Here is an 18,816-nt window from a genome sequence, read left to right on the forward strand (position 1 = left end):
CAGTTCGCCATAATGTTCGGCGAGCGCTTCGACGCTTGAGTATCTGAAACCGCATGGACCGGGCTAGATACACAAAGTTCAGGACACTCCCTGGAAGCGTCCGGCAACATGCGCCTGCCCCGCATCGCCGAGGTAGCAGCGACCGGCGTGGACTATATCTCGGTCGGCGCGCTGACCCATTCGGTTCCCGTTCTGGATCTGGGTCTGGATTTCTGAAGCGCCTTTGTCGCCCCTCCGGTGCTGCCTGACCCTGCGTGGTGACAGGTTCTTCCAAGGCTTTGTCTTCAATCCCGCCGCTGCCCGTCAGCCGACCAAGGAGCCTGCCTTGGACGCGACTGCTGTCTGGAGTAGGTTTTTCAGATCCGGCTTGCATGACCCACAGTTCGTTCCTGCCCCAAGTGCCCGGCCGATGGCATCCACCGTCATCAGCTTTTGCGTGGCAATGCCCTGCAGGATCGTGTTCATGCCGATGCTGAAACAGGCGCAAACCAAGGCACCTGCATCTGGCTGGTCCCCTCCTGGCCGCCCGGCCAGGATCTCCCCGCCACAACCGGCTCCCAGGGATGCAGCAAGGTGGCTGCGCGACAGGCTTACAGGTTGGGGCGCGACAAACAGCGCCGCCTGAAGGCGGCCATCGATCGAGAAGGCCATCCGCCGGATGCCCTGGCGGGGATCCTGGACAAGCAGCGGCTCGCCCCTCACGCCCAACAAGCTGCGGGCTGCCTCGACCCAGTTCTCGGGCTCGCTGTGGCCGGCCAGTTCCACCTGATAGCCGCTTGGCAGGGTCGCGCTTGCCCAATAATCGCAGGCAGGCTTGATGGGATGGGTTGAGATGGCATAGCCATACCAGGCCGCTTTGAAGGGCTGAATGGCGACTGCGGCTGATTTCGACCCCGGCTGCCCCGACACCGGATCGACCGCCGCCGGCACCAGCACGTCGATGCGGCCGCACGAGGCCGTCTCACGGGTCCAGTGGATCGGCGCAAAGGGATGGCCCGGCGCCACGCGTTCTGTCACCAGCACCCGCAGGATGGCCCGGCCATGCGGGCTGGACACCTCGGCCAATGTGGCAGGGGCCAGTTCAAGCCTGGAAGCATCAGAAGGGTGAATTTCCAGAAACGGCTCGGCCAGGTGTCGCGACAAGCGCGGCGAGAGGCCGGTCCGGGTCATTGTGTGCCAATGGTCGCGCACCCGGCCCGTGTTCAATCGAAAAGGATAGGCGTCGCTGACGGCCGGCGGCAGACGCGGCGTCACTGGAACCATCCGCGCCTTGCCAGAAGATGTGTGAAACAGTCCATCGCCGAAAAAGCGCCCACCCTTGCGAGTGGAGGATTGCGGCCACAGGAACGGGTCCAAGGCGTCATATTCCTCTGCCGTAATCCCGGCATGGTCTGAGATGTCGAAGTCACTGCCAAGCGCGCCCGCGACCCCCGACAGCGCGGCGTGTTCGGCAAAGACCTGCGCCGGGCTGTCCCAGGCAAAGGCATCGCGCCAGCCCATGCGTGCGGCGACATCGGCGATGATGCGCCAGTCGTCGCGGGCGTGACCGGAAGGCGCAAGGCTGCGGCGCTGACGGCTGATGCGGCGTTCGGAGTTGGTGACGGTGCCGTCCTTTTCGCCCCAGCCCGTCGCGGGCAGCAGCACATCGGCCAAGCGGGTCGTATCGGTTCGAGCGATCATGTCCGATACCACCACGAAATCGCAGCCGGCAATGGCACGGGCGACGCGGTCGGCCTCGGGCATCGACACCGCCGGATTTGTGCAGATGATCCACAGAGCCTTGATCCGGCCTTCCTCGACCGCGCGGAACATGTCCACGGCCTTGAGGCCGGGCCTGTCGGCCATCCTGGGTGCGTGCCAGAAGTCCTGCACCGCATCGCGATGGATGACGTTTTCAATGTCCAGATGGCAGGCCAGCATGTTGGCGAGGCCGCCTACCTCTCGGCCGCCCATGGCATTAGGCTGGCCGGTGACGCTGAAGGGACCCATGCCAGGGCGGCCGATCCGGCCCGTCGCCAGGTGACAGTTCAGGATTGCATTCACCTTGTCGGTGCCGCTGTCCGACTGGTTGATGCCTTGGGAATAGACGGTGACGACCCGATCGCTGCCGCACCACAGGTTCAGGAACTGTTGCAACGCGCTGTGCGGCAGGCTGGTCACCGACGGCAACGACGCGCGTGCGGCAGCCAATGCCTCGGCCAGACCATCGGGGTTTTTCGTCACAAGGCCGCGCCGATCGATCTCGGCCAGCAGCAGGTTGAACAGCGCTGCATCCGATCCCGCCGCCAGCGGCAGATGCAGGTCGGCGATGTCGCAGGTGGCGGTGCGGCGGGGGTCTATGACGACGACCTTCGTTCCCCGCGCCTCGCGCGCGGCGGCCAGCCGCTGATACAGAACCGGGTGGCACCAGGCGAGGTTCGATCCCACAAGCACCACCGTGTCGGCCTGCTCCAGATCTTCGTAAAGCCCGGGCACGGTGTCCGAGCCGAACGCCCGGCGGTGACCTGCCACACTCGAGGCCATGCACAACCGCGAGTTCGTGTCGATGTTTGCGCTGCCGATGAAGCCCTTCATCAGCTTGTTGGCCGCATAATAATCTTCGGTCAGCAACTGGCCTGAGACATACATTGCTACCGAATCCGGTCCGTGTTCCGCGATGGCGGCGGAAAAGCGTCGCGCCACCAGGTCAAGCGCCTGATCCCAGCCTGCCTCCTGCCCGGCTATCTGCGGGGCCATCAGACGGCCCTTCAGTCCCACGGTTTCGCCCAGGGCGCTGCCCTTCACGCAGAGCCGCCCGAAATTTGCAGGATGGACGGGATCGCCCGCCACGGACAGCCCGCCCGCGCCGTCAGGCGTAGCCAGGACGCCGCAACCGACGCCGCAATAAGGGCAGGTGGTGCGAATGGCGGGACGGGGGGCCTGAATGGTCATGGGCTACTCCTTCAGGCGGCGGCGCTGCGGCGGAGTAGGGTGGCGTCGATCAGGATGCGGCCTCCTTGCACCTTGGCGGCGAAGGTCCGCACCCGGCCTTCGTCCGCGCCCTGGGCCTGGCCGGTGTTCATGTCGAAGACCCAGTTGTGCAGCGGACAGGTGACAAAGGTGCCGTGGACGATGCCTTCGGACAAAGGCCCGCCCTTGTGGGGGCAGCGATCCTCCAGCGCGAAGACGCGGTCGTCGGCGGTGCGGAACACGGCCACGCAGCCCTGCGCGGTCCTGACCACGCGCGCGCCTTGGGCTGGGATGTCGTCAAGCGATCCGATATCGACAAAGATGGTCATTCCGCAGCCTCCAGCGTCAGGTCGGCAAGGGGCGCCCATTTGGGCGTCTCGGATGGGGTGGAGAGATCGGCCCAAGGGTCGCGGCGATAGACGGACTGGCTGATCTCGAACCGTTCGACCAAGGTGCGGCGGTTTTCCATGTCGTCCACAACCTGCGCCTTGATCCAGCCAAGGCCGACCTTGCCCATCCATTTCCAGATGCGATCCAGGTATCGGGCATTCTCGCGGTAAAGCTGGGTCACGGCGAGGATGATCTGGATCGCCTCGTCTTCCGACGGGGTCAAGGCCAGGGGCACCGTCTCGCGCACCTCCATCCCCGCCGCGCCGCCGATCACGATGTTGTAGCCGCTGTCCACGCAGACCACGCCGATGTCCTTGCAGGTGGCCTCGGCGCAGTTGCGGGGGCAGCCGGACACGCCCAGCTTCAGCTTGTGCGGCGTCCAGGACCCCCACATCAGCTTTTCCAGCTTGATGCCAAGGCCCGTCGAATCCTGGGTGCCAACGCGGCAGAATTCCTTGCCGACGCAGGTCTTCACCGTGCGCAGCCCCTTGGAATAGGCGGCACCCGACACCATCCCGGCGGCGTTCAGGTCGGCCCACATATGCGGCAGATCTTCCTTCCTGACGCCCAGCAGGTCGATCCGCTGGCCGCCCGTGACCTTGACCATGGGCACGCCGTATTTCTCGGCCGCGTCGGCAATGGCGCGCAACTCGGCGGGCGTGGTGACGCCGCCCCACATGCGCGGCACGACCGAGTAGGTGCCGTCCTTCTGGATATTGGCGTGGTTGCGTTCGTTGACGAAGCGCGACTGCCGGTCGTCGCGGTATTCCAGCGGGTATTCCGCCAGCAGGTAGAAGTTCAGCGCGGGTCGGCAGGAATGGCAGCCGCCCACGGTCTTCCAGCCAAGCTCCTGCATCACGGCGGGGATCGACTTCAACCCCATCGCCCGGATCAGGCGGCGCACGTCCTCATGGCTGTGGTTGGTGCATTTGCACATGCCGACGGGGGTATCCTGAACCTCACCCCCCAAAGCCACGGCCATGACCTGCTGGACCAGCCCGCTGCAGGTGCCGCAGGAGGCCGAGGCCTTGGTGCAGGCCCGCACGGCGTCCAGTGTGCAGGCGCCGCCTGCAACCGCATCCAGGATAGTGCCTTTGGAAACGCCGTTGCAGCCGCAAATCTCCGCTTCAGGCGGCAAGGCTGCAACGGCCGCCATAGGGTCCGGGGCGGCACCCCCCTGGAAGGCCGGGCCGAAGATCAGCGTGTCGCGCATGTCGCTGATGTCGGTGCCGTCCTTCATCAGGCCATAGAACCAGGCACCATCCGCGGTATCGCCATACATGACCACGCCGACGATGCGGTCGCCTTCCAGCACCAGTCGCTTGTAGATGCCGCGTCCGGGGTCGCGGAACACGATATCCTCGCGCCCCGGTGCGTCGGCGAAATCGCCCGCGCTGAACAGGTCGCAGCCCGTCACCTTCAGCTTGGTCGCGGTCTGGACAGGGGCAAAAATCGCTGCCTCTCCCAGCAGCGTCTTCGCCAGAACCTTGGCCTGGTCGTACAGGGGGGCGACAAGGCCAAAGACCTGGCCTCGATGTTCCACGCATTCGCCAAGCGCGAAGACGTGCGGGTCGCTGGTGCGCAGGGCGTCGTCCACGACAATGCCGCGCTCGACCTCCAGATGCGCGTCATTGGCCAGCCGCACCTCGGGGCGGATGCCCACGGCCATGCAGACCAGGTCGGCGGGATAGACGGTGCCGTCCTCCAGCAGCACGGCCTCGGCCCGGTCGGTGCCCAGGATGGCCTTGGTCGCGCCCTTGCAGTGGACGGTGATGCCGCGCTTTTCCAGGTCGCGCTGCAGCAGGTATCCCGCCGCCGGATCAAGCTGGCGTTCCATCAGGTGCCCCATCAGATGGATCACGGTCACGCGGGCGCCGCGTGCGGCCATGCCTGCCGCGGCCTCAAGTCCCAACAGCCCGCCGCCGATCACCACGGCGTCCTTGCCCGCCGTGTCGATCATCGCCTGCGTGTCCTCGAGGTCGCGATAGGTGACGACGCCGGGCAGATCCTTGCCCGGCACCGGAATGATGAAGGGCGCCGAGCCCGTGGCGATCACCAGGGCGTCATATGGCGCGCCGCCGCTGTTCGAATAAACCAACCGGTTCTTGCGGTCGATGCGGACCACCGGCTCTCCGAAGCGGCAATCGACGCAGTGGGTGGCATACCAGGTGTCGTCATGGGTGACGATCTGGTCATAGGTCTTTTCGCCCGACAACACCGGCGACAGCATCAGCCGGTTATAGTTGCCGCGCGGCTCGGCGTTGAACAGGGTCACGTCCCAGGCATCGGGCGCGGCGTCGAACAGTTGTTCCAGCATCCGGCCCGAGGCCATGCCCGCCCCGATGACGACAAGTTTCTTCTTCATGGCTGGCTTCCTTCCTTATCAGGCAGCTTGCGGGGTCATGCGGGTCCGGCGGATCGACAGGTGCATCCACAGCGTGCAGGCAGCGACGAGCAGGAACAGCAGCCCAAAGCAGCTGGCCCAGCTGCCGGTCGTGTCCCTCAGCAAGCCAAACAGCAGCGGCAGTACGAACCCGCCAAGACCGCCGATCATGCCGACCAAGCCGCCCACGGCGCCCACGTTCTGCGGATAATAGGTCGGAATGTGCTTGTAGACGGCGGCCTTGCCCAGGCTCATCGCGAAGCCCAATGCGAAGATCACTGCCAGGAACCCTCCCACCGGCAAGCCCGGCAGCAGCGCCAGGATGCCTGTCGCAGCCAGTGACACCAGGAACGTCGCATACATTACGCTGCGCGCCCCGATCCGGTCGGACAGCACCCCGCCATAAGCGCGGAAGATCGAGGCGGGGATCGAATATGCCGCGCCGATCAGGCCGGCGGTCTTCACGTCAAAGCCGTAAACGCCGATCAGGTAATGGGGCAGCCAAAGTGCCAGGGCGACGAAGGCCCCGAAGCTGAAGACGTAATAGGCCGAGAAACGCCACACGCGCAGGTTCCTCAGCGGTGCGAATTCCGCCCGCAGGCTGCGCAAGGGCGCGTGGGCGCCGCGCCGGGCGGCGGTGACGGGATCCTCCTTGGACAGCATCCAGAAGGCCAGGGCGGTCAGCGCCAGCACCCCCGCCCAGATTTGCGCGGTGGCCTGCCAGCCGAAGGCGATCATGACAAAAGGTGCCGCGAACTTGGTCACCGCCGCGCCGACATTACCAACGCCGAAGATCCCAAGCGCAGTGCCCTGCCGCGTCCCGTCGAAGAAGCGGGATACATAGGCCACGCCCACGGCGAAGGACCCCCCAGCAAGGCCGACGCCCAGGGCTGCCAACAGCATCTGCGAATAGGTGGTGGCCCAGGACAAAAGAAAAGTTGCAAAGGCCGCGGCCAGCATGGTGAGCGTATAAACGGCCCGCCCGCCGATGCGATCGGTGGCGATGCCTAGCACGATGCGGACCGACGATCCGGTCAGGATCGGCATGCCGACCAGCAGGCCGAACTGGGTGTCGGACAGGGCAAGCTGGTCTTTGATCTGAAGGCCGATGATCGAAAAGATCGTCCAGACCGCAAAGCAGACAGTAAAGGCTGCGGTGGACAGGCTCAGCGCACGACGCGCATCGCCGAGGGAGGAGGGAAGTGGGGCTGACATGGATGCTCCGATGGCTGACGAGATCAGGGGCTGCCGGAAAGCGTGCGGCGTCGATGCCCCGCGGGGCTGGCCACACCGTTACACTTCAGGAAATGCCGCATCGTTGCGAGCGGGCCGGTGGCGCATCGTTGCGCCGGGCCATGGATCAGTCCTTAGCGTGTTGGAAGCGGCCAAGCCCAGCCTTTCGGTGTTGATCTCGGCACACGAGCCTTCCCGGAACGCAAATAGGACCAGTTTGTGGAAACAGTGCCTGCGTTTTGGTCAGTTTGCAGACGCCCGCACGGCGGGATCAAAGGTATAGTCGGTATAAATCCGTCCATGCAGAATCATGATGCCCAACCAGACGGTGACCTGCACTCGTTGGGATGAACTCTTTTGGCGGGACCAGATCCGTTGGCGGGTCACAATTCAACCTGAGCTGAATGACCAGGAGCCGCAAGATACGGCTACCTTCATCACCGGAAATCCCACTCCTTTGCTTTCCTGGCATCCAGATGAAGATCACGGATATACGCGACCCATTTCCTTGGCCCAGTGCAGGTCACGCCTCAGGGACTGCGTCTTTCGGATGGTTGAGCCGACCCCGACCAAAATCACGTAATTTCCGGGAACATGTGCAGACCCGGTGGGTTGGTTAATTGCTCTCGCATGCAAGGGAGGTACCACTATCAAAGATAGATATGTCCCACCACCCACTTCGTTCACCTGTTAACCCGGCGCACATCGCCCTTTCTCCAAGGCTGCGCGCCTAGCAAAAGAGCTGGTTGAGCACTTTGCCACGCAAAAAAGCAGGGGAACGATGTCGATCCGACATATACTTACGGTCTGTGAAAGCACGCCCAAGACGGTCGGATCGCAACACTACTCTCTCTAGGAACAAAAACAGGGGGTGGCGGCTCTGAGAGCCGTCTCCCCCACCGTGGGATAATCGCTCAGAGGTGCTCCGCCAAGCTGGCCAAGCCGTTCGGGTGCTGACTAGCCTGCCATCCATCACATCGGAGGATCTGCAAAGGCAGCTGGTTTGTGGGCAGTGATCTCCCACCCCGATGATTTCCACCCTGCCCTTTTTACTGCACCGGACGGCGGAGGTGCCCTCTGCAGATCCGTCGCTGGAAGCAGTCAGCCGTGATCTCCATGTCGAATGTGGAACAAGAACTCGAAGTTCAGGTGAAGGCAGTGCTGCGCCAGGTCGAAAGGGGCGCCACCTTTACGTAATCAGGGAATCATCAACGGGACGTTTCACATCCCAGGACGGCTCTTCCTGTGCTAACGTTTTCCTAGCGGCGCCTTCCACCGCTGCCGCGATGATACCCGAGCTTTGAGGCGAGGCCTTCATGAAGACCGCATGCATCGGCACAGCCGTTTGGCTCCTGTGCGGCACCACGCTCCATGCTGGCGGTGTCGAGCGGAGCAGCCAGTTTCTCGGTCCTCTTTTCGAACCAGGCAACTATCTCGAGCTGAGCTATGGCCATGTCTCGCCCGGCATCACCGGAACAGACCTGCCGCTTGGCCCCTATGCCGGTGGTGAGCGCACCGGCGATATTGCGCCCTCCTACGACAACTTCGGCTTTGCCTATAAGCACCAGTTCGATGATCTCTGGTCAGCTGCGATCATCTTGGACCAGCCATTCGGGGCCGACATCGCTTATCCAGCCAGCGGCTCGTTCAATCTTGGCGGAACCGGCGTGGTCATCAACAACACCAACCTGACCGGCATTGTCCGCTTTGCTGTTCCGGAAAGCGGCTTCGGGGTTCACGCGGGTCTCCGCGGAGCGCGCACGGATGGACGCGTGACCTTGGCTGGCGCAGCGTTTGGCCCCATCAGCGGCTACCGTGTCGATGTGGACAGGGATATTGCTTATGGGTGGCTCGCCGGGGTGTCGTGGGAAAGACCGGACATCGCCGCCCGTGTGTCCCTGACCTATAATGCGGTGATCGAGCATGACTTCGACATCTCTGAGGCCGGTCCTCTTGTGGATCCCGATGGACCCGGCCCCGCGCCGGCTTTGCCGCTTCTGGACGTGCGGTCCAGGCTGACGGTCAAGACGCCGAAATCCTGGAACCTCGAGTTCCAGACCGGCATCGATCCCAACACCCTTGTCTTCGGCTCCATCCGCTGGGTGGATTGGTCAAGCTTCCGTGTGGACCCTGAGAAGCTCCTTCAGGTGACCGGCAGCGGCCTTGTCGATCTCGACGATAGCACCACCTTCACCATTGGCGTGGGCCGCACGTTCACCAAGACCTGGTCTGGCGTGGCCAGTGTCACCTACGAGAAGTCCGGCAATAACCTTGTCTCGCCGCTGGCGCCGGTCAACGGCCGGAAGGGCATCAGTGTGGCGGCCATCTACACGCAGGACAGGATCAGGATCACGACCGGGATCAGTTATACCAGGCTGGGGGATGCCCGGCCCGAGACCGGCACGCCTGACACAGCCCGGGCCGAGATCGACGGCAGCCATGCATGGGGCGTCGGCATAAGGGTCGGCTACAGCTTCTGAAGGTAAAGAGTTCTGGTTTTCGGTTTCTGTTCGGACACCCAGACGACCATGCCTTTCAGCAGGTCTCGCGTCTTGGCCAAGTCGGCTGGAGCGCTCCGCGTCGCGAGATACGACGCCTATGCCCCGCACATGGGATCCTCACCACTGACCAAGAAATCGGAGACCTTCTCGTCATTATCAGTAAGGCGGGATTTCGGATCCCCGCCTCAGTCGCGATGTCTGACATGAAAAAGCGGCAGCACCCAGGGAGGAGTGGGTGCTGCCGCGGAACGCTGGCCCAGGGAGGAGGAAGGGCCGCGTATGGGTGCGGCAAGGCCAGGGAGGAGGAGAGGCCGTTGCCGCCAACGATCGGACCATGGGGAGGAGGAAAGGTCCGTCGCATCGGGTGCCGCAAATGGAGCGGCTATGTAGGGGCGGCATCCTCTGGCAGAAGAATGCCGCCAGTCCCGGCCCTAGGGAGGAGAACAGGCCGGAAAGGTCTATATCTTACTTCGTGCCCCAGGCGGCTTCGTGAGCCAGGCGGGTGATCATCGCGCGGCTGATGCCCAGGTCCGCCAAGTCGCGGTTGGTCAGGGCGTTCAGTTCACGCACGGTCTGGCGATAGATCACGCGGCGGGCGCGGTTTTCCTGCATGTGCTGGATCGCAGCCCTCAGACGGCCAGCGATGCCAGAGGTGGCAGCGGCCTGGTGGGTGTGGGCGATGGCAGCCATGGCGAGTTTCCTTTTCAGCGTCTTTGTTCTTGCATCTGCGCCCGACCCGGATTGGCCTTGCGCCCTTTCGAAAGATGGCGCTAACGCTGCACTCGCACAACCGATCCTTTGGGGATGCTGCCATGCAGCGTCTGCAAGGGAAGGACTGAAGCTGCGGGCCTCTCTCTCGCGGCGGAAGGCGTGAGGCTTGTCGGATACATCCGTTGAGAGTCATTTTGTGCTTCAAGAGCAGGCGCTGCTTGCCCATTCTCTTTGCTGGATGCCGATGATCACAACACGCCCCGCGACGATCAGCTTTGAAGGGAGGACTTGACGTGTTTCAAGAGGAACACGGCTGACGAAACTGTCAGGTGGGCAGCTGCCTTAAGGGAAACACCTGAGGTCTTCATCGGGAAGGGCTTCCGGAAGACTGACCCTGGTTGTGCCCTCCCCTTTGACGACGGGAGGATGTGAAGGGTGGGGTGCGGATTGCGGATGTCTGATCCGTTCGCCCGCAACAGTTCGGAACTTGGTTCAGGACCTGGCTGGCATATATCTGCTCGCACAACATGGTCGAAGATGCGGAAAGATGTCGAATGCGCTGCTCCGGCAAGGCCCGCGATGAAGACCAGACGCAGTGCAACGTCGGGTCAGGCCACGGCGCCGCGCTCTTGTTTGGTGAGGATTGTAGATGGCGCAGGTGATGACCCCGGATACCCACAATCCTACGGAGGTTCTGGCCGGGCCGGTCGAGCGGGTGACCTTCCACAGTCCCGAGAGCGGCTTTTGCGTGCTCCGGGTCAAGGCGCGCGGGCACCGGGACCTGGTCACCGTGGTGGGCCATGCCGCGATGATCTCGGCGGGCGAATGGATCACCGCCTCGGGTGTCTGGCTCAACGACCGCACCCATGGCCTGCAGTTCAAGGCGCAGTTTCTCAAGGCCTCGGCGCCCTCGTCCGTCGAGGGCATCGAGAAGTATCTCGGCTCCGGCATGATCCGGGGGATTGGGCCGGTTTATGCCCGACGGCTGGTGAAGGCCTTCGGCACCGATGTCTTCGATGTCATCGAGGCCGAGCCCGAGCGCCTGCGCGACGTGGGCGGCATCGGCCCTGTCCGGGCCGCCAGGATCACCGCCGGCTGGGCGGACCAGAAGGTCATCCGCGAGATCATGGTCTTTCTCCATGGGCATGGTGTGGGCACGGCACGCGCGGTACGGATCTTCAAGACCTACGGCACGGATGCCGTGCAGGTGATGAGCGAGAACCCCTACCGCCTGGCCCGGGACATCCGCGGCATCGGCTTTCGTACGGCAGACATCATCGCCGAAAAGCTCGGCATCGAGAAGACGGCCGCCATCCGCATCCGGGCAGGCGTGTCCTTTGCCCTGAGCGAGGCCATGGGCGACGGCCATTGCGGACTGCCGCGGGCCGAGTTGACCGGCCTTGCCGAGACGCTGCTGGACGTGCCCCCTGCCCTCATCGAGAGCGCCATCGGCGATGAGCTTGCGGAAGGTTCTGTGACCGCGGACCGGGTGGGCGAGGCGGACTGCATCTTCCTGACCGGGCTTTATGGGGCCGAGCGCGCCATCGCCGCCCACCTCGGGCGCCTCGGCACCGGCCCCCTGCCCTGGCCCGCCATCGATGCCGATCGTGCCCTGCCCTGGATCGAGGAGAAGACCGGCCTCATCCTGGCCCCGAGCCAGGCCGAGGCGATCCGCCTGGCGCTCAAATCCAAGGTTATGGTGATCACCGGCGGGCCCGGTGTGGGCAAGACCACCATCGTGAACGCCATCCTGCGCATCCTCGCGGCCAAGGGTGTGAAGCTCCTGCTCGCAGCGCCCACCGGCCGCGCTGCCAAGCGCATGACCGAGACCACCGGGCTGGAGGCCCGGACCATCCACCGCCTGCTGGAGTTCGATCCCAAGGCCTTCGTCTTCAAGCGCAACGAGGATAGCCCACTCGACTGCGATCTGCTGGTGGTGGACGAAAGCTCCATGGTCGACGTGCCGCTCATGCAGTCGCTGATGAAGGCCGTGCCCACAACCGCAGCACTTCTGATGGTGGGCGACATCGACCAGCTGCCCTCAGTTGGCCCCGGCCAGGTGCTGGCCGACATCATCGGCTCGGGAGCCGTGCCCGTGGTGCGCCTGACCGAGGTCTTCCGCCAAGCCGCACAAAGCAGGATCATCACCACCGCGCATGCCATCAATGCCGGCCGGATGCCGGAGCTCGCGCGCCCGGACACGGCTTCGGACTTCTACTTCGTGCCGGCCGGCGATCCCGAGGAGGCCGTGGCCCGCATCGTGGAACTGGTCAGCCGGCGCATCCCACGGCGGTTCGGCCTCGATCCGATCAAGGACATCCAGGTCCTGTGTCCCATGAACCGGGGCGGTGTCGGCGCCCGGTCCCTGAACATCGAGCTGCAGAAGGCATTGAACCCCGCGGGCGACAAGAAGATCGAGCGCTTCGGCTGGACTTTTGCGCCGGGCGACAAGGTCATGCAGGTCGAGAACGACTATGACAAGGACGTCTACAACGGCGATATCGGCACCATCGCCGACGTGGATGCGGATGAAGGCGAGGTCGCGGTCGACTTCGACGGCCGCACGGTTGTGTTCGCCTTTGGCGAACTCGACACCCTGGTGCCGGCCTATGCCGCCACCATCCACAAGAGCCAGGGATCAGAGTACCCCGCCGTGGTCATCCCGCTCATGTCCCAGCATTACACCATGCTGCAGCGCAACCTTCTCTATACCGGCATGACCCGTGGCCGGAAGCTGGTGGTGCTGGTCGGTCAAAAGCGCGCCGTGGCAATCGCGGTCAAGAATGCCGCGGGACGCCGCCGCTGGTCAAAGCTCGACGAGTGGCTGGCTGCGGGCCAGGCGCGCTGACGGTATCCTGGGCCTTCGGCTTCTCAACGAACCGATCCCCTGCACGAGGAGCGTACGAGGTTCGCCGCGAGCCATGCGGGCAGCGCATCCTCATCACAAGGCTGCCAAGCCCTTTGCCCCCCTCAGTCCCGCTCTCGTCCATGTGGGTCGATCAGCCAACCGCTCGCGGCAGGAACGATGGCGGCAAGATCGCCATACTGCGCGACGAACTCACGGTCGGCCTCCGCCTGGCGCGCTCTGTGCAGATCGGGCGACAGCTGGCCGTTGGCGCCGCAGCACCATTCATCGGGCGCCTTGCCGCAGGTGGGGCATCCAACCGCCAGGGCCGGATGTTGATGCGCGGTGAAGTTGGGCATGGACGTGTCCTCCCTATGTCATGGAGATGGCGTGCAGCAAGGGTATAAGGCCTGCTGCCGAGGGCTTTGCCGCAACAACGGAAGGTCTCGGCGCAAGGCCACGCCTGGAGCCGGTCCCGGTCGTCGCCCGGACTATCGTCCGAGGAAGTGCTGCGGCCTGTTTCTAGCATCATGGCCAAGAGTCTGCGCCTGGGCTCCCGGCAGGTCCAATGACAAATCGGAATCAATCCGCCAGCGGGGGATTCGTCGCGCTGATGAGTGACGCAAGCCTGATTGGTGTGTCGGCCGCGCTACTGGCTGCGGAACGGCAATGTGACCCGGCTTCAGAGCGTGATCAATGTTTGCCCGGGGTTGTGGACCAGCTCCGTGCGACATGGTCCACGCGCCGCGGGAGCTCCGGCATGTCGAAAACGCCCGCCGGCCAGTGCCAGGCCGGATAGATACCTTCTGCAGCAATCCGGCGCAGTTCCTCCTCATGGTTCGCCGCCATGTCCGGTGCCGGCGCATAGAGGGCGATCGGTCCGTCCCCATCGAGCAGCACGGCGGTGGCAATGGGCGCATCCACAGGCAGGTTGTAGGGCAGGCAGCGGACGAAATCCCGCTCGGCGAGGGCTTCGAGCAGCGCATGATCCCGCTCGCCCGCAAAGGGGATCCACCGGCCATCGACCGCCATCAGGGCAATCTCCCGGATCTCGGCATAACTGCCTTTCAGGGCAAAGGTGGCGATGGCCATCAGGTGACTGTTTGGCGTGGCCTCGACGATCCCGCATGAACCTCGTGATCTCCGGGGGCACTTCCTCAGGCAAAACCGAACTGGCGCGGCGCCTCCTGTGGATGGTGGAAGACGAGCATCGCCTGGCCCTGATCGAGGATGCGACGGAACTGCTTCCAGCCCAGGAGAATACAATCAGCCTGATCGCCGATCGCACGGAGGCCTCCCCTCGCTCGGCGGGCAGGCTTCTGGAGATGACCCTGCGCCTGCGCCCCGACCGGATCATCCTGGGCGAACTCCGGGGGACCGAGGCGGTCACCTTTCTCGAGGCCATCAACACGGGTCATGAGGGCAGCGTCACCACCATCCATGCCACAAGCGCGCGCAGGGCCGTCAATCGTCTGGCCTTCCTGGTCATGCGCGCGGGCATGCCGCTGACGCTGTCGGAGATCCGTGACTACGTTCTCCAGTCCGTCGATGTCGTCGTGCAGACCGGCCGGGTCGGCACCGGGCGGGGCATCCTGGAGACCTGGTTTCCGGCGCTCGACGGGGAGAGCGCCTGACGTATCCCCCAAGCGGCAACTGGAGAGCGGAGAGGATAAAAAGGGATGGATAAGGTTTGCGACACGGGACCGCACGGTTGACATCCCCGGCGCAAATCGCCATCTTCATTTCAACAACACCCCCCAGGCGACCGGCCGAAAGGCCGAGCTCAATACCGGGGGGTTACTTATATCCGGACGTCGTCTTCTTGGAATTCGGAAAGCTCCCCACTCTTACAGGTGATCAGGTTGCGCTTCTTCGGCAGCGTGGCATGCTGGTAAGAAATACCTCCGAGGCGGAGACGTGGCTTGAGACCGTCGGCTACTATCGACTGAGCGCTTATTGGCTGCCGTTCGAGTTGCCTCCCCCTCCTGGTCAGACCCGCAGCAAGCGCTTCGCCGAGGGAACATCCTTCGACCAGGTCCTTGAGCGCTACGTCTTCGACCGCAAGCTGCGGCTCCTGCTTCTGGAGGCGATCGAACGCGTCGAGATCCATGTGCGCTCGCGGTGGACCTATCATCTGGCCCATGCGCACGGTGCGCATGCCCATCTCCGTGCCTCCGCTTTCCGGGGCGCCAGGGTGCATACCGAACTTCTCGCAAAGCTGGCCCGTTCGGCGGAAAAGTCAGACGAAACCTTTATCGCCCACTACCGCACCAAGTACACGGACCCCTACCTGCCGCCGCTCTGGGCAGTCACCGAACTGATGACGTTCGGGGAACTGTCCCGATGGGTGCAGATCACTAGGGACCTTCCCATCAAGGCCGCCGTGACGCGCGATCTGGGCCTCCCGACTGTGGAGATCACGGACGGCGTCCTGCAAGCCCTGTCCTATGTCCGCAACATCTGTGCGCATCACTCCAGATTGTGGAACAAGCGGCTGGTCAAGCGCGTCCCGCGGGTCAAGCGGTGGGGCCGGGACATGGTGCTCGACACCTCGACCGGCCAGGCACAACCGGACAACAGGCTCTACAACGTCATGGTCGCCCTGCTTCACCTCCTGGACAGCCAGCGGACGGACAGCACCTGGCGGGCGCGCCTGATCGACCTTCTGGGAACAGTGTCGGCCCTGGAACTGCGTGCGATGGGATTTCCCGAAGATTGGCAGGAACGATGTGTCTGGGGCGGCCCGTAGCCCCTATATCGACACCGTCGGATTGGCCTGCTCCTGGCAACCCCTCGCCTTGCTCCGCAACCTACTGTCAAAACGGTCCATCTTGTCTGAAGCTTCCTTCAGATCGGCTTCATCGAGCACAGCATCCTCGGCCTTATGAGCCTCTGCAACGTCTTGCGCCAGGAGAGGCTCCGTCTCGGACCTCTCCGCGCCATCTCTCCTGGGTTCGGCATCGGAATAGGGGATACGGTCCTCCTTCAGCGCCATCACCTCGGCCCGCAGATCGTCCAGTTCGGCCCGGATCGGATCGGGATAAGGGAGCGGTCCCTTCTGCGCGTCGATGATGGTCTTGAACCAGGCGTTTTCGTAATAGACGATCCGGTCGACGAGGATCGGGTTCTGCCTCTCGGGGATCAGGAGGATCTTGTCGGGATCGAGCCTGCGGACCTCGTCGGGGGTCATCAGCGGGCGTTCCTCGTTGCGCCGCGAGACCGACCGCTTCAGCAACCCCTGCCCGTCTTGCGAATAGCTGTCGCTGAGCGACAGCCGGGTGGTCTTGCCGAGCGCCTCGGACACCTCGCCAGCTGTCTTCTTCTCGTTGGGTGCAATGTAGAGCTTCATGCCGGCAGCAGACTCGATCGAGAGCCGCTCGTTTTCGGAATAGATTGTTTCCAGACCCGGCACCGACTGGGTGATGATCGACACGCGCACGCCGTGACCGGCCAGTTGCTTCAGCGACTGGACGATGATCGGCATCGGGCCAAGCTGATCGAACTCGTCAAGGATGATCTGTACAGGCCAGGGCTCGGTTGTCGGGTCGGGGATATGCGCGCGCATGGTGGCGATCAACTCTCCGAACATCAGCCGCAGAAGCGGGGAAAGCGTCGGGATATCGTCGGAGTTGGCGACGACATAGACCGCATGCGGGCGCCGCCGAATGTCGCCCCAGGAAAAGTCGTTGGCGCTCGTGATCTTGTCGATCCGGGGGTTGAGCCACAGCCCGAGGCCCGAGCCGTCAAGAACCGAGGCGTAGGACGAGAGCGTCCGATCGGAATGGCCCGAGAAGTTGCGAAGGATTGTCGCGGTCTGGGCGTGGCGCGCCTCGGCTGCCAGGGCCGAGTAGGCTGCCTCCTTGTTGCCAGTATCAAAGAGGATGCGGGCAATGGCGCCAAGCGTCGGCGTGCCGCGCTCGATGGCCAGCATGCCGCCGCCCACGAAGAGCTGGCGCGCCCCCACGATGAAGTCCGAGGCGCCGCCCTTCTCGTTCTTTGGGATCAGGAAATAGCTGGCGAGCTTTGAGAGCTCGGTGAACCGCTGGTCGGTATCCGCAATCCTGCTGATCCGCTCAAGTGGGTTGTAGCGATGCGACGGGTACTCGAAGTCAAACGGCGCCATGCGGAACACCTGGTCGCCCTGCGCCTGGCGGTGCCGGGCCGTGGCCTCGAAGATATCGCCTTTCACATCCATCACCACGCAGGAGCCGGGAAAGAGCAGCGTGTTCGGCATCACGTATCCCACCCCCTTGCCCGAGCGGGTGGGCGCGGCCACCAGGGCATGGGGGAAGCGATCGTAGCTGCCGCAGACAAAGCGGCCCTTTCTGTACGGCTTGCCGAACTTGCCGAACACCAGCCCTGCCCCTACGGGCTGCAGGAGCCCGTTGCGCCGGATCTCGCGCCGGGTCTGGAAATGCGCTGTGCCATAGGTGGTCAGCCGATGGGTGAGGGTGAACGCAACAGCCAGCAGGGACAAAAGCACGGCACCTGCCAGAACGATCGCATAGGCCGAACGCCAGGGATCCTGCCCGGCCATCCGCAGGCCGGGAAACTCGGTCACCAGAACGAACGGGTGTCCCGCATTCATGCCCGCCCCAAGCTGCCAATGCAGCCACAAGCCTCCGATCATCAGCCCGACAAGGGCTCCGGCAATCAATCCCGTGGGAATAGCAATGATCATCCGGTTCATCGGTTCTGCCTCCTTTCAGAGGTCGAGATCGAAGTCCTTGCGGCGCAACTCATGTTGCGCCCGCTCGTGCTGGTGCTCGCTCGAGAGCAGCCGTTCCCTGGCCAGTTCCGCCTGCCGCCGGGGCAGACCGAAGCTCTCGTGGCTCTCGGCGGCTGCGACCAGGGCACGGGCGATCGCACGGCGTGGCCCTGCTTCGGGAAAGTCCGAGGCCAAGGCCCGATCATCGCCTGAAGCGATCTGCTCCATGACCCTTTCGCCGTAGCGCTCCTTCAGATCCCGAGCAAAGCGTTCGGCGTGGTCCTCCCCCTCGAACTCGACCCGGCGGTGCTGGCGGTGTACCCGGGACAGCGTCTCGAGCGTGCGCACCAGGCGATCGCTCTCGCGGCTGTGGACCGTCTCCCGGGCGTGCTCCATCCCCAGGGCGTGGTTCAGCACCTTGGCGGCGGTGGCGTAGAAGCTGTCCACGAGGTCGGCCACCTGGACGCGCTCGGCCTTTACGTTGAGATCGAGCCCTCGGGCAACCGAGACTGCCCTGAGATCGGCCTTGACCCACTCCCGCTCCTGCCAGGCATTGGCAGCCGGATGCTCGAGCCGCCGCTCCATCGCGGGCCGCTCGATGCCGATGGCTTCGGCCGCCTCCAGGACCCCGGTCCGCACCTCAAGGGCGGCGGTCCGGGACAGGGTCTTCGTGACCGTCCCGCGGGTGATGGCGCCGTCTCCAAGCTCGGTCCGGTAGAGGGCCGAGCGCGGCGGCTCCATGACCAGCTCGGCGCCGCGTGCATCGCCCAGATCGCGCAGGATCGCGGTGGTGACCTCCGCCAGTTCCGTGCGCATCTCGCGCCGGTCCTCGGGACCAAGGGTGGCGATCTCGCGCTCGGCCCGATCAAGCCAGGTGGCAAACACCCGGTCCAGGCTTCGCCGGGTGTGCGGGACGTCCGTGTTCTGCAAATCCATCATCTCACCCTCCAGGGTTTTCGCACTCAGGATGCCGCCGGTCTCGAGGATCTTGGCAGCCCGTTCCATGCGCAGCTTCACGTCCTGGAGACGAGCTAGGCTTGCAATGCCCGCCAGCGTTCGGAGCGTGGTCGCGCTGCGACTGACCACCGCCAGCCCC

13 protein-coding genes and 1 pseudogene are annotated in these 18,816 nt (G+C 64.2%); 5 read left to right on the top strand and 9 right to left on the bottom strand.

Annotated features, from left to right (window positions below; translation table 11 throughout):
* Positions 1-78: 78 nt before the first annotated feature.
* Positions 79-216: pseudogene (locus RAH32_RS19890) on the top strand (carboxylating nicotinate-nucleotide diphosphorylase); the annotation flags it as partial.
* A gap of 87 nt (positions 217-303) precedes the next feature.
* On the opposite strand, the gene RAH32_RS19895 reads toward RAH32_RS19890, so the two are convergent.
* Genes RAH32_RS19895 through RAH32_RS19910 form a run of 4 tightly spaced genes read right to left on the bottom strand, consistent with a single transcriptional unit; the run spans position 304 to position 6,937 of the window.
* On the bottom strand, positions 304-2,931 hold the full coding sequence (locus RAH32_RS19895; protein ID WP_306610153.1) for a nitrate reductase: 2,628 nt from the start codon (positions 2,929-2,931) through the stop codon (positions 304-306).
* A gap of 11 nt (positions 2,932-2,942) precedes the next feature.
* Complete coding sequence (gene nirD / locus RAH32_RS19900; protein ID WP_306610154.1) at positions 2,943-3,278, bottom strand: nitrite reductase small subunit NirD; 336 nt, start codon at positions 3,276-3,278, stop codon at positions 2,943-2,945.
* Positions 3,275-5,704, bottom strand: coding sequence for a nitrite reductase large subunit NirB (gene nirB / locus RAH32_RS19905; protein ID WP_306610155.1), 2,430 nt, complete (start codon positions 5,702-5,704; stop codon positions 3,275-3,277). The genes nirD and nirB overlap by 4 nt, the downstream gene beginning before the upstream one ends.
* An 18-nt stretch (positions 5,705-5,722) precedes the next feature.
* Entirely contained in the window at positions 5,723-6,937 is a 1,215-nt protein-coding gene (locus tag RAH32_RS19910) for an MFS transporter (RefSeq protein WP_103175113.1), read from the bottom strand.
* A 1,334-nt stretch (positions 6,938-8,271) separates the two neighbouring features.
* Between RAH32_RS19910 and RAH32_RS19915 the strand changes: the two genes are divergently transcribed.
* Positions 8,272-9,435, top strand: a complete 1,164-nt coding sequence (locus RAH32_RS19915) for an OmpP1/FadL family transporter (protein WP_306610156.1) — start codon at positions 8,272-8,274, stop codon at positions 9,433-9,435.
* Between the two features lie 486 nt (positions 9,436-9,921).
* On the opposite strand, the gene RAH32_RS19920 is transcribed toward RAH32_RS19915, so the two are convergent.
* On the bottom strand, positions 9,922-10,146 hold the full coding sequence (locus RAH32_RS19920; protein ID WP_306610157.1) for a DUF1127 domain-containing protein: 225 nt from the start codon (positions 10,144-10,146) through the stop codon (positions 9,922-9,924).
* Between the two features lie 670 nt (positions 10,147-10,816).
* Here RAH32_RS19920 and recD2 point away from each other — a divergent pair.
* Positions 10,817-13,015: an SF1B family DNA helicase RecD2 gene (recD2, locus tag RAH32_RS19925; protein WP_306610158.1), complete on the top strand. Its 2,199-nt coding sequence runs from the start codon at positions 10,817-10,819 to the stop codon at positions 13,013-13,015.
* A 122-nt stretch (positions 13,016-13,137) separates the two neighbouring features.
* Here recD2 and RAH32_RS19930 read toward each other — a convergent pair whose 3' ends face one another.
* Together RAH32_RS19930 and RAH32_RS19935 are read right to left on the bottom strand one after the other, a co-directional pair.
* Positions 13,138-13,371, bottom strand: a complete 234-nt coding sequence (locus tag RAH32_RS19930) for a zinc finger domain-containing protein (RefSeq protein ID WP_306610159.1) — start codon at positions 13,369-13,371, stop codon at positions 13,138-13,140.
* A 334-nt stretch (positions 13,372-13,705) separates the two neighbouring features.
* The gene (locus tag RAH32_RS19935; protein WP_489681704.1) at positions 13,706-14,173 is read right to left on the bottom strand and encodes a DUF1173 family protein; all 468 of its coding nucleotides are present in this window, start codon (positions 14,171-14,173) and stop codon (positions 13,706-13,708) included.
* Here RAH32_RS19935 and RAH32_RS19940 point away from each other — a divergent pair.
* Together RAH32_RS19940 and RAH32_RS19945 are read left to right on the top strand one after the other, a co-directional pair.
* Positions 14,140-14,646 (top strand): CpaF/VirB11 family protein, encoded by a 507-nt coding sequence (locus tag RAH32_RS19940; RefSeq protein ID WP_306610161.1) that lies wholly within the window; start codon positions 14,140-14,142, stop codon positions 14,644-14,646. The genes RAH32_RS19935 and RAH32_RS19940 overlap by 34 nt on opposite strands.
* Positions 14,647-14,834: 188 nt before the next feature.
* On the top strand, positions 14,835-15,761 hold the full coding sequence (locus tag RAH32_RS19945; RefSeq protein WP_306610162.1) for an Abi family protein: 927 nt from the start codon (positions 14,835-14,837) through the stop codon (positions 15,759-15,761).
* A 3-nt stretch (positions 15,762-15,764) separates the two neighbouring features.
* Here RAH32_RS19945 and RAH32_RS19950 read toward each other — a convergent pair whose 3' ends face one another.
* Positions 15,765-17,549 (bottom strand): type IV secretory system conjugative DNA transfer family protein, encoded by a 1,785-nt coding sequence (locus RAH32_RS19950; RefSeq protein WP_306610163.1) that lies wholly within the window; start codon positions 17,547-17,549, stop codon positions 15,765-15,767.
* 168 nt (positions 17,550-17,717) lie between these two features.
* Positions 17,718-18,816: hypothetical protein (locus RAH32_RS19955; RefSeq protein ID WP_306610164.1), on the bottom strand; the 1,099-nt coding region annotated here is incomplete at its 5' end.

Origin of the sequence: Paracoccus yibinensis (assembly GCF_030846195.1) — a bacterium.
Lineage (GTDB): Bacteria > Pseudomonadota > Alphaproteobacteria > Rhodobacterales > Rhodobacteraceae > Paracoccus > Paracoccus yibinensis.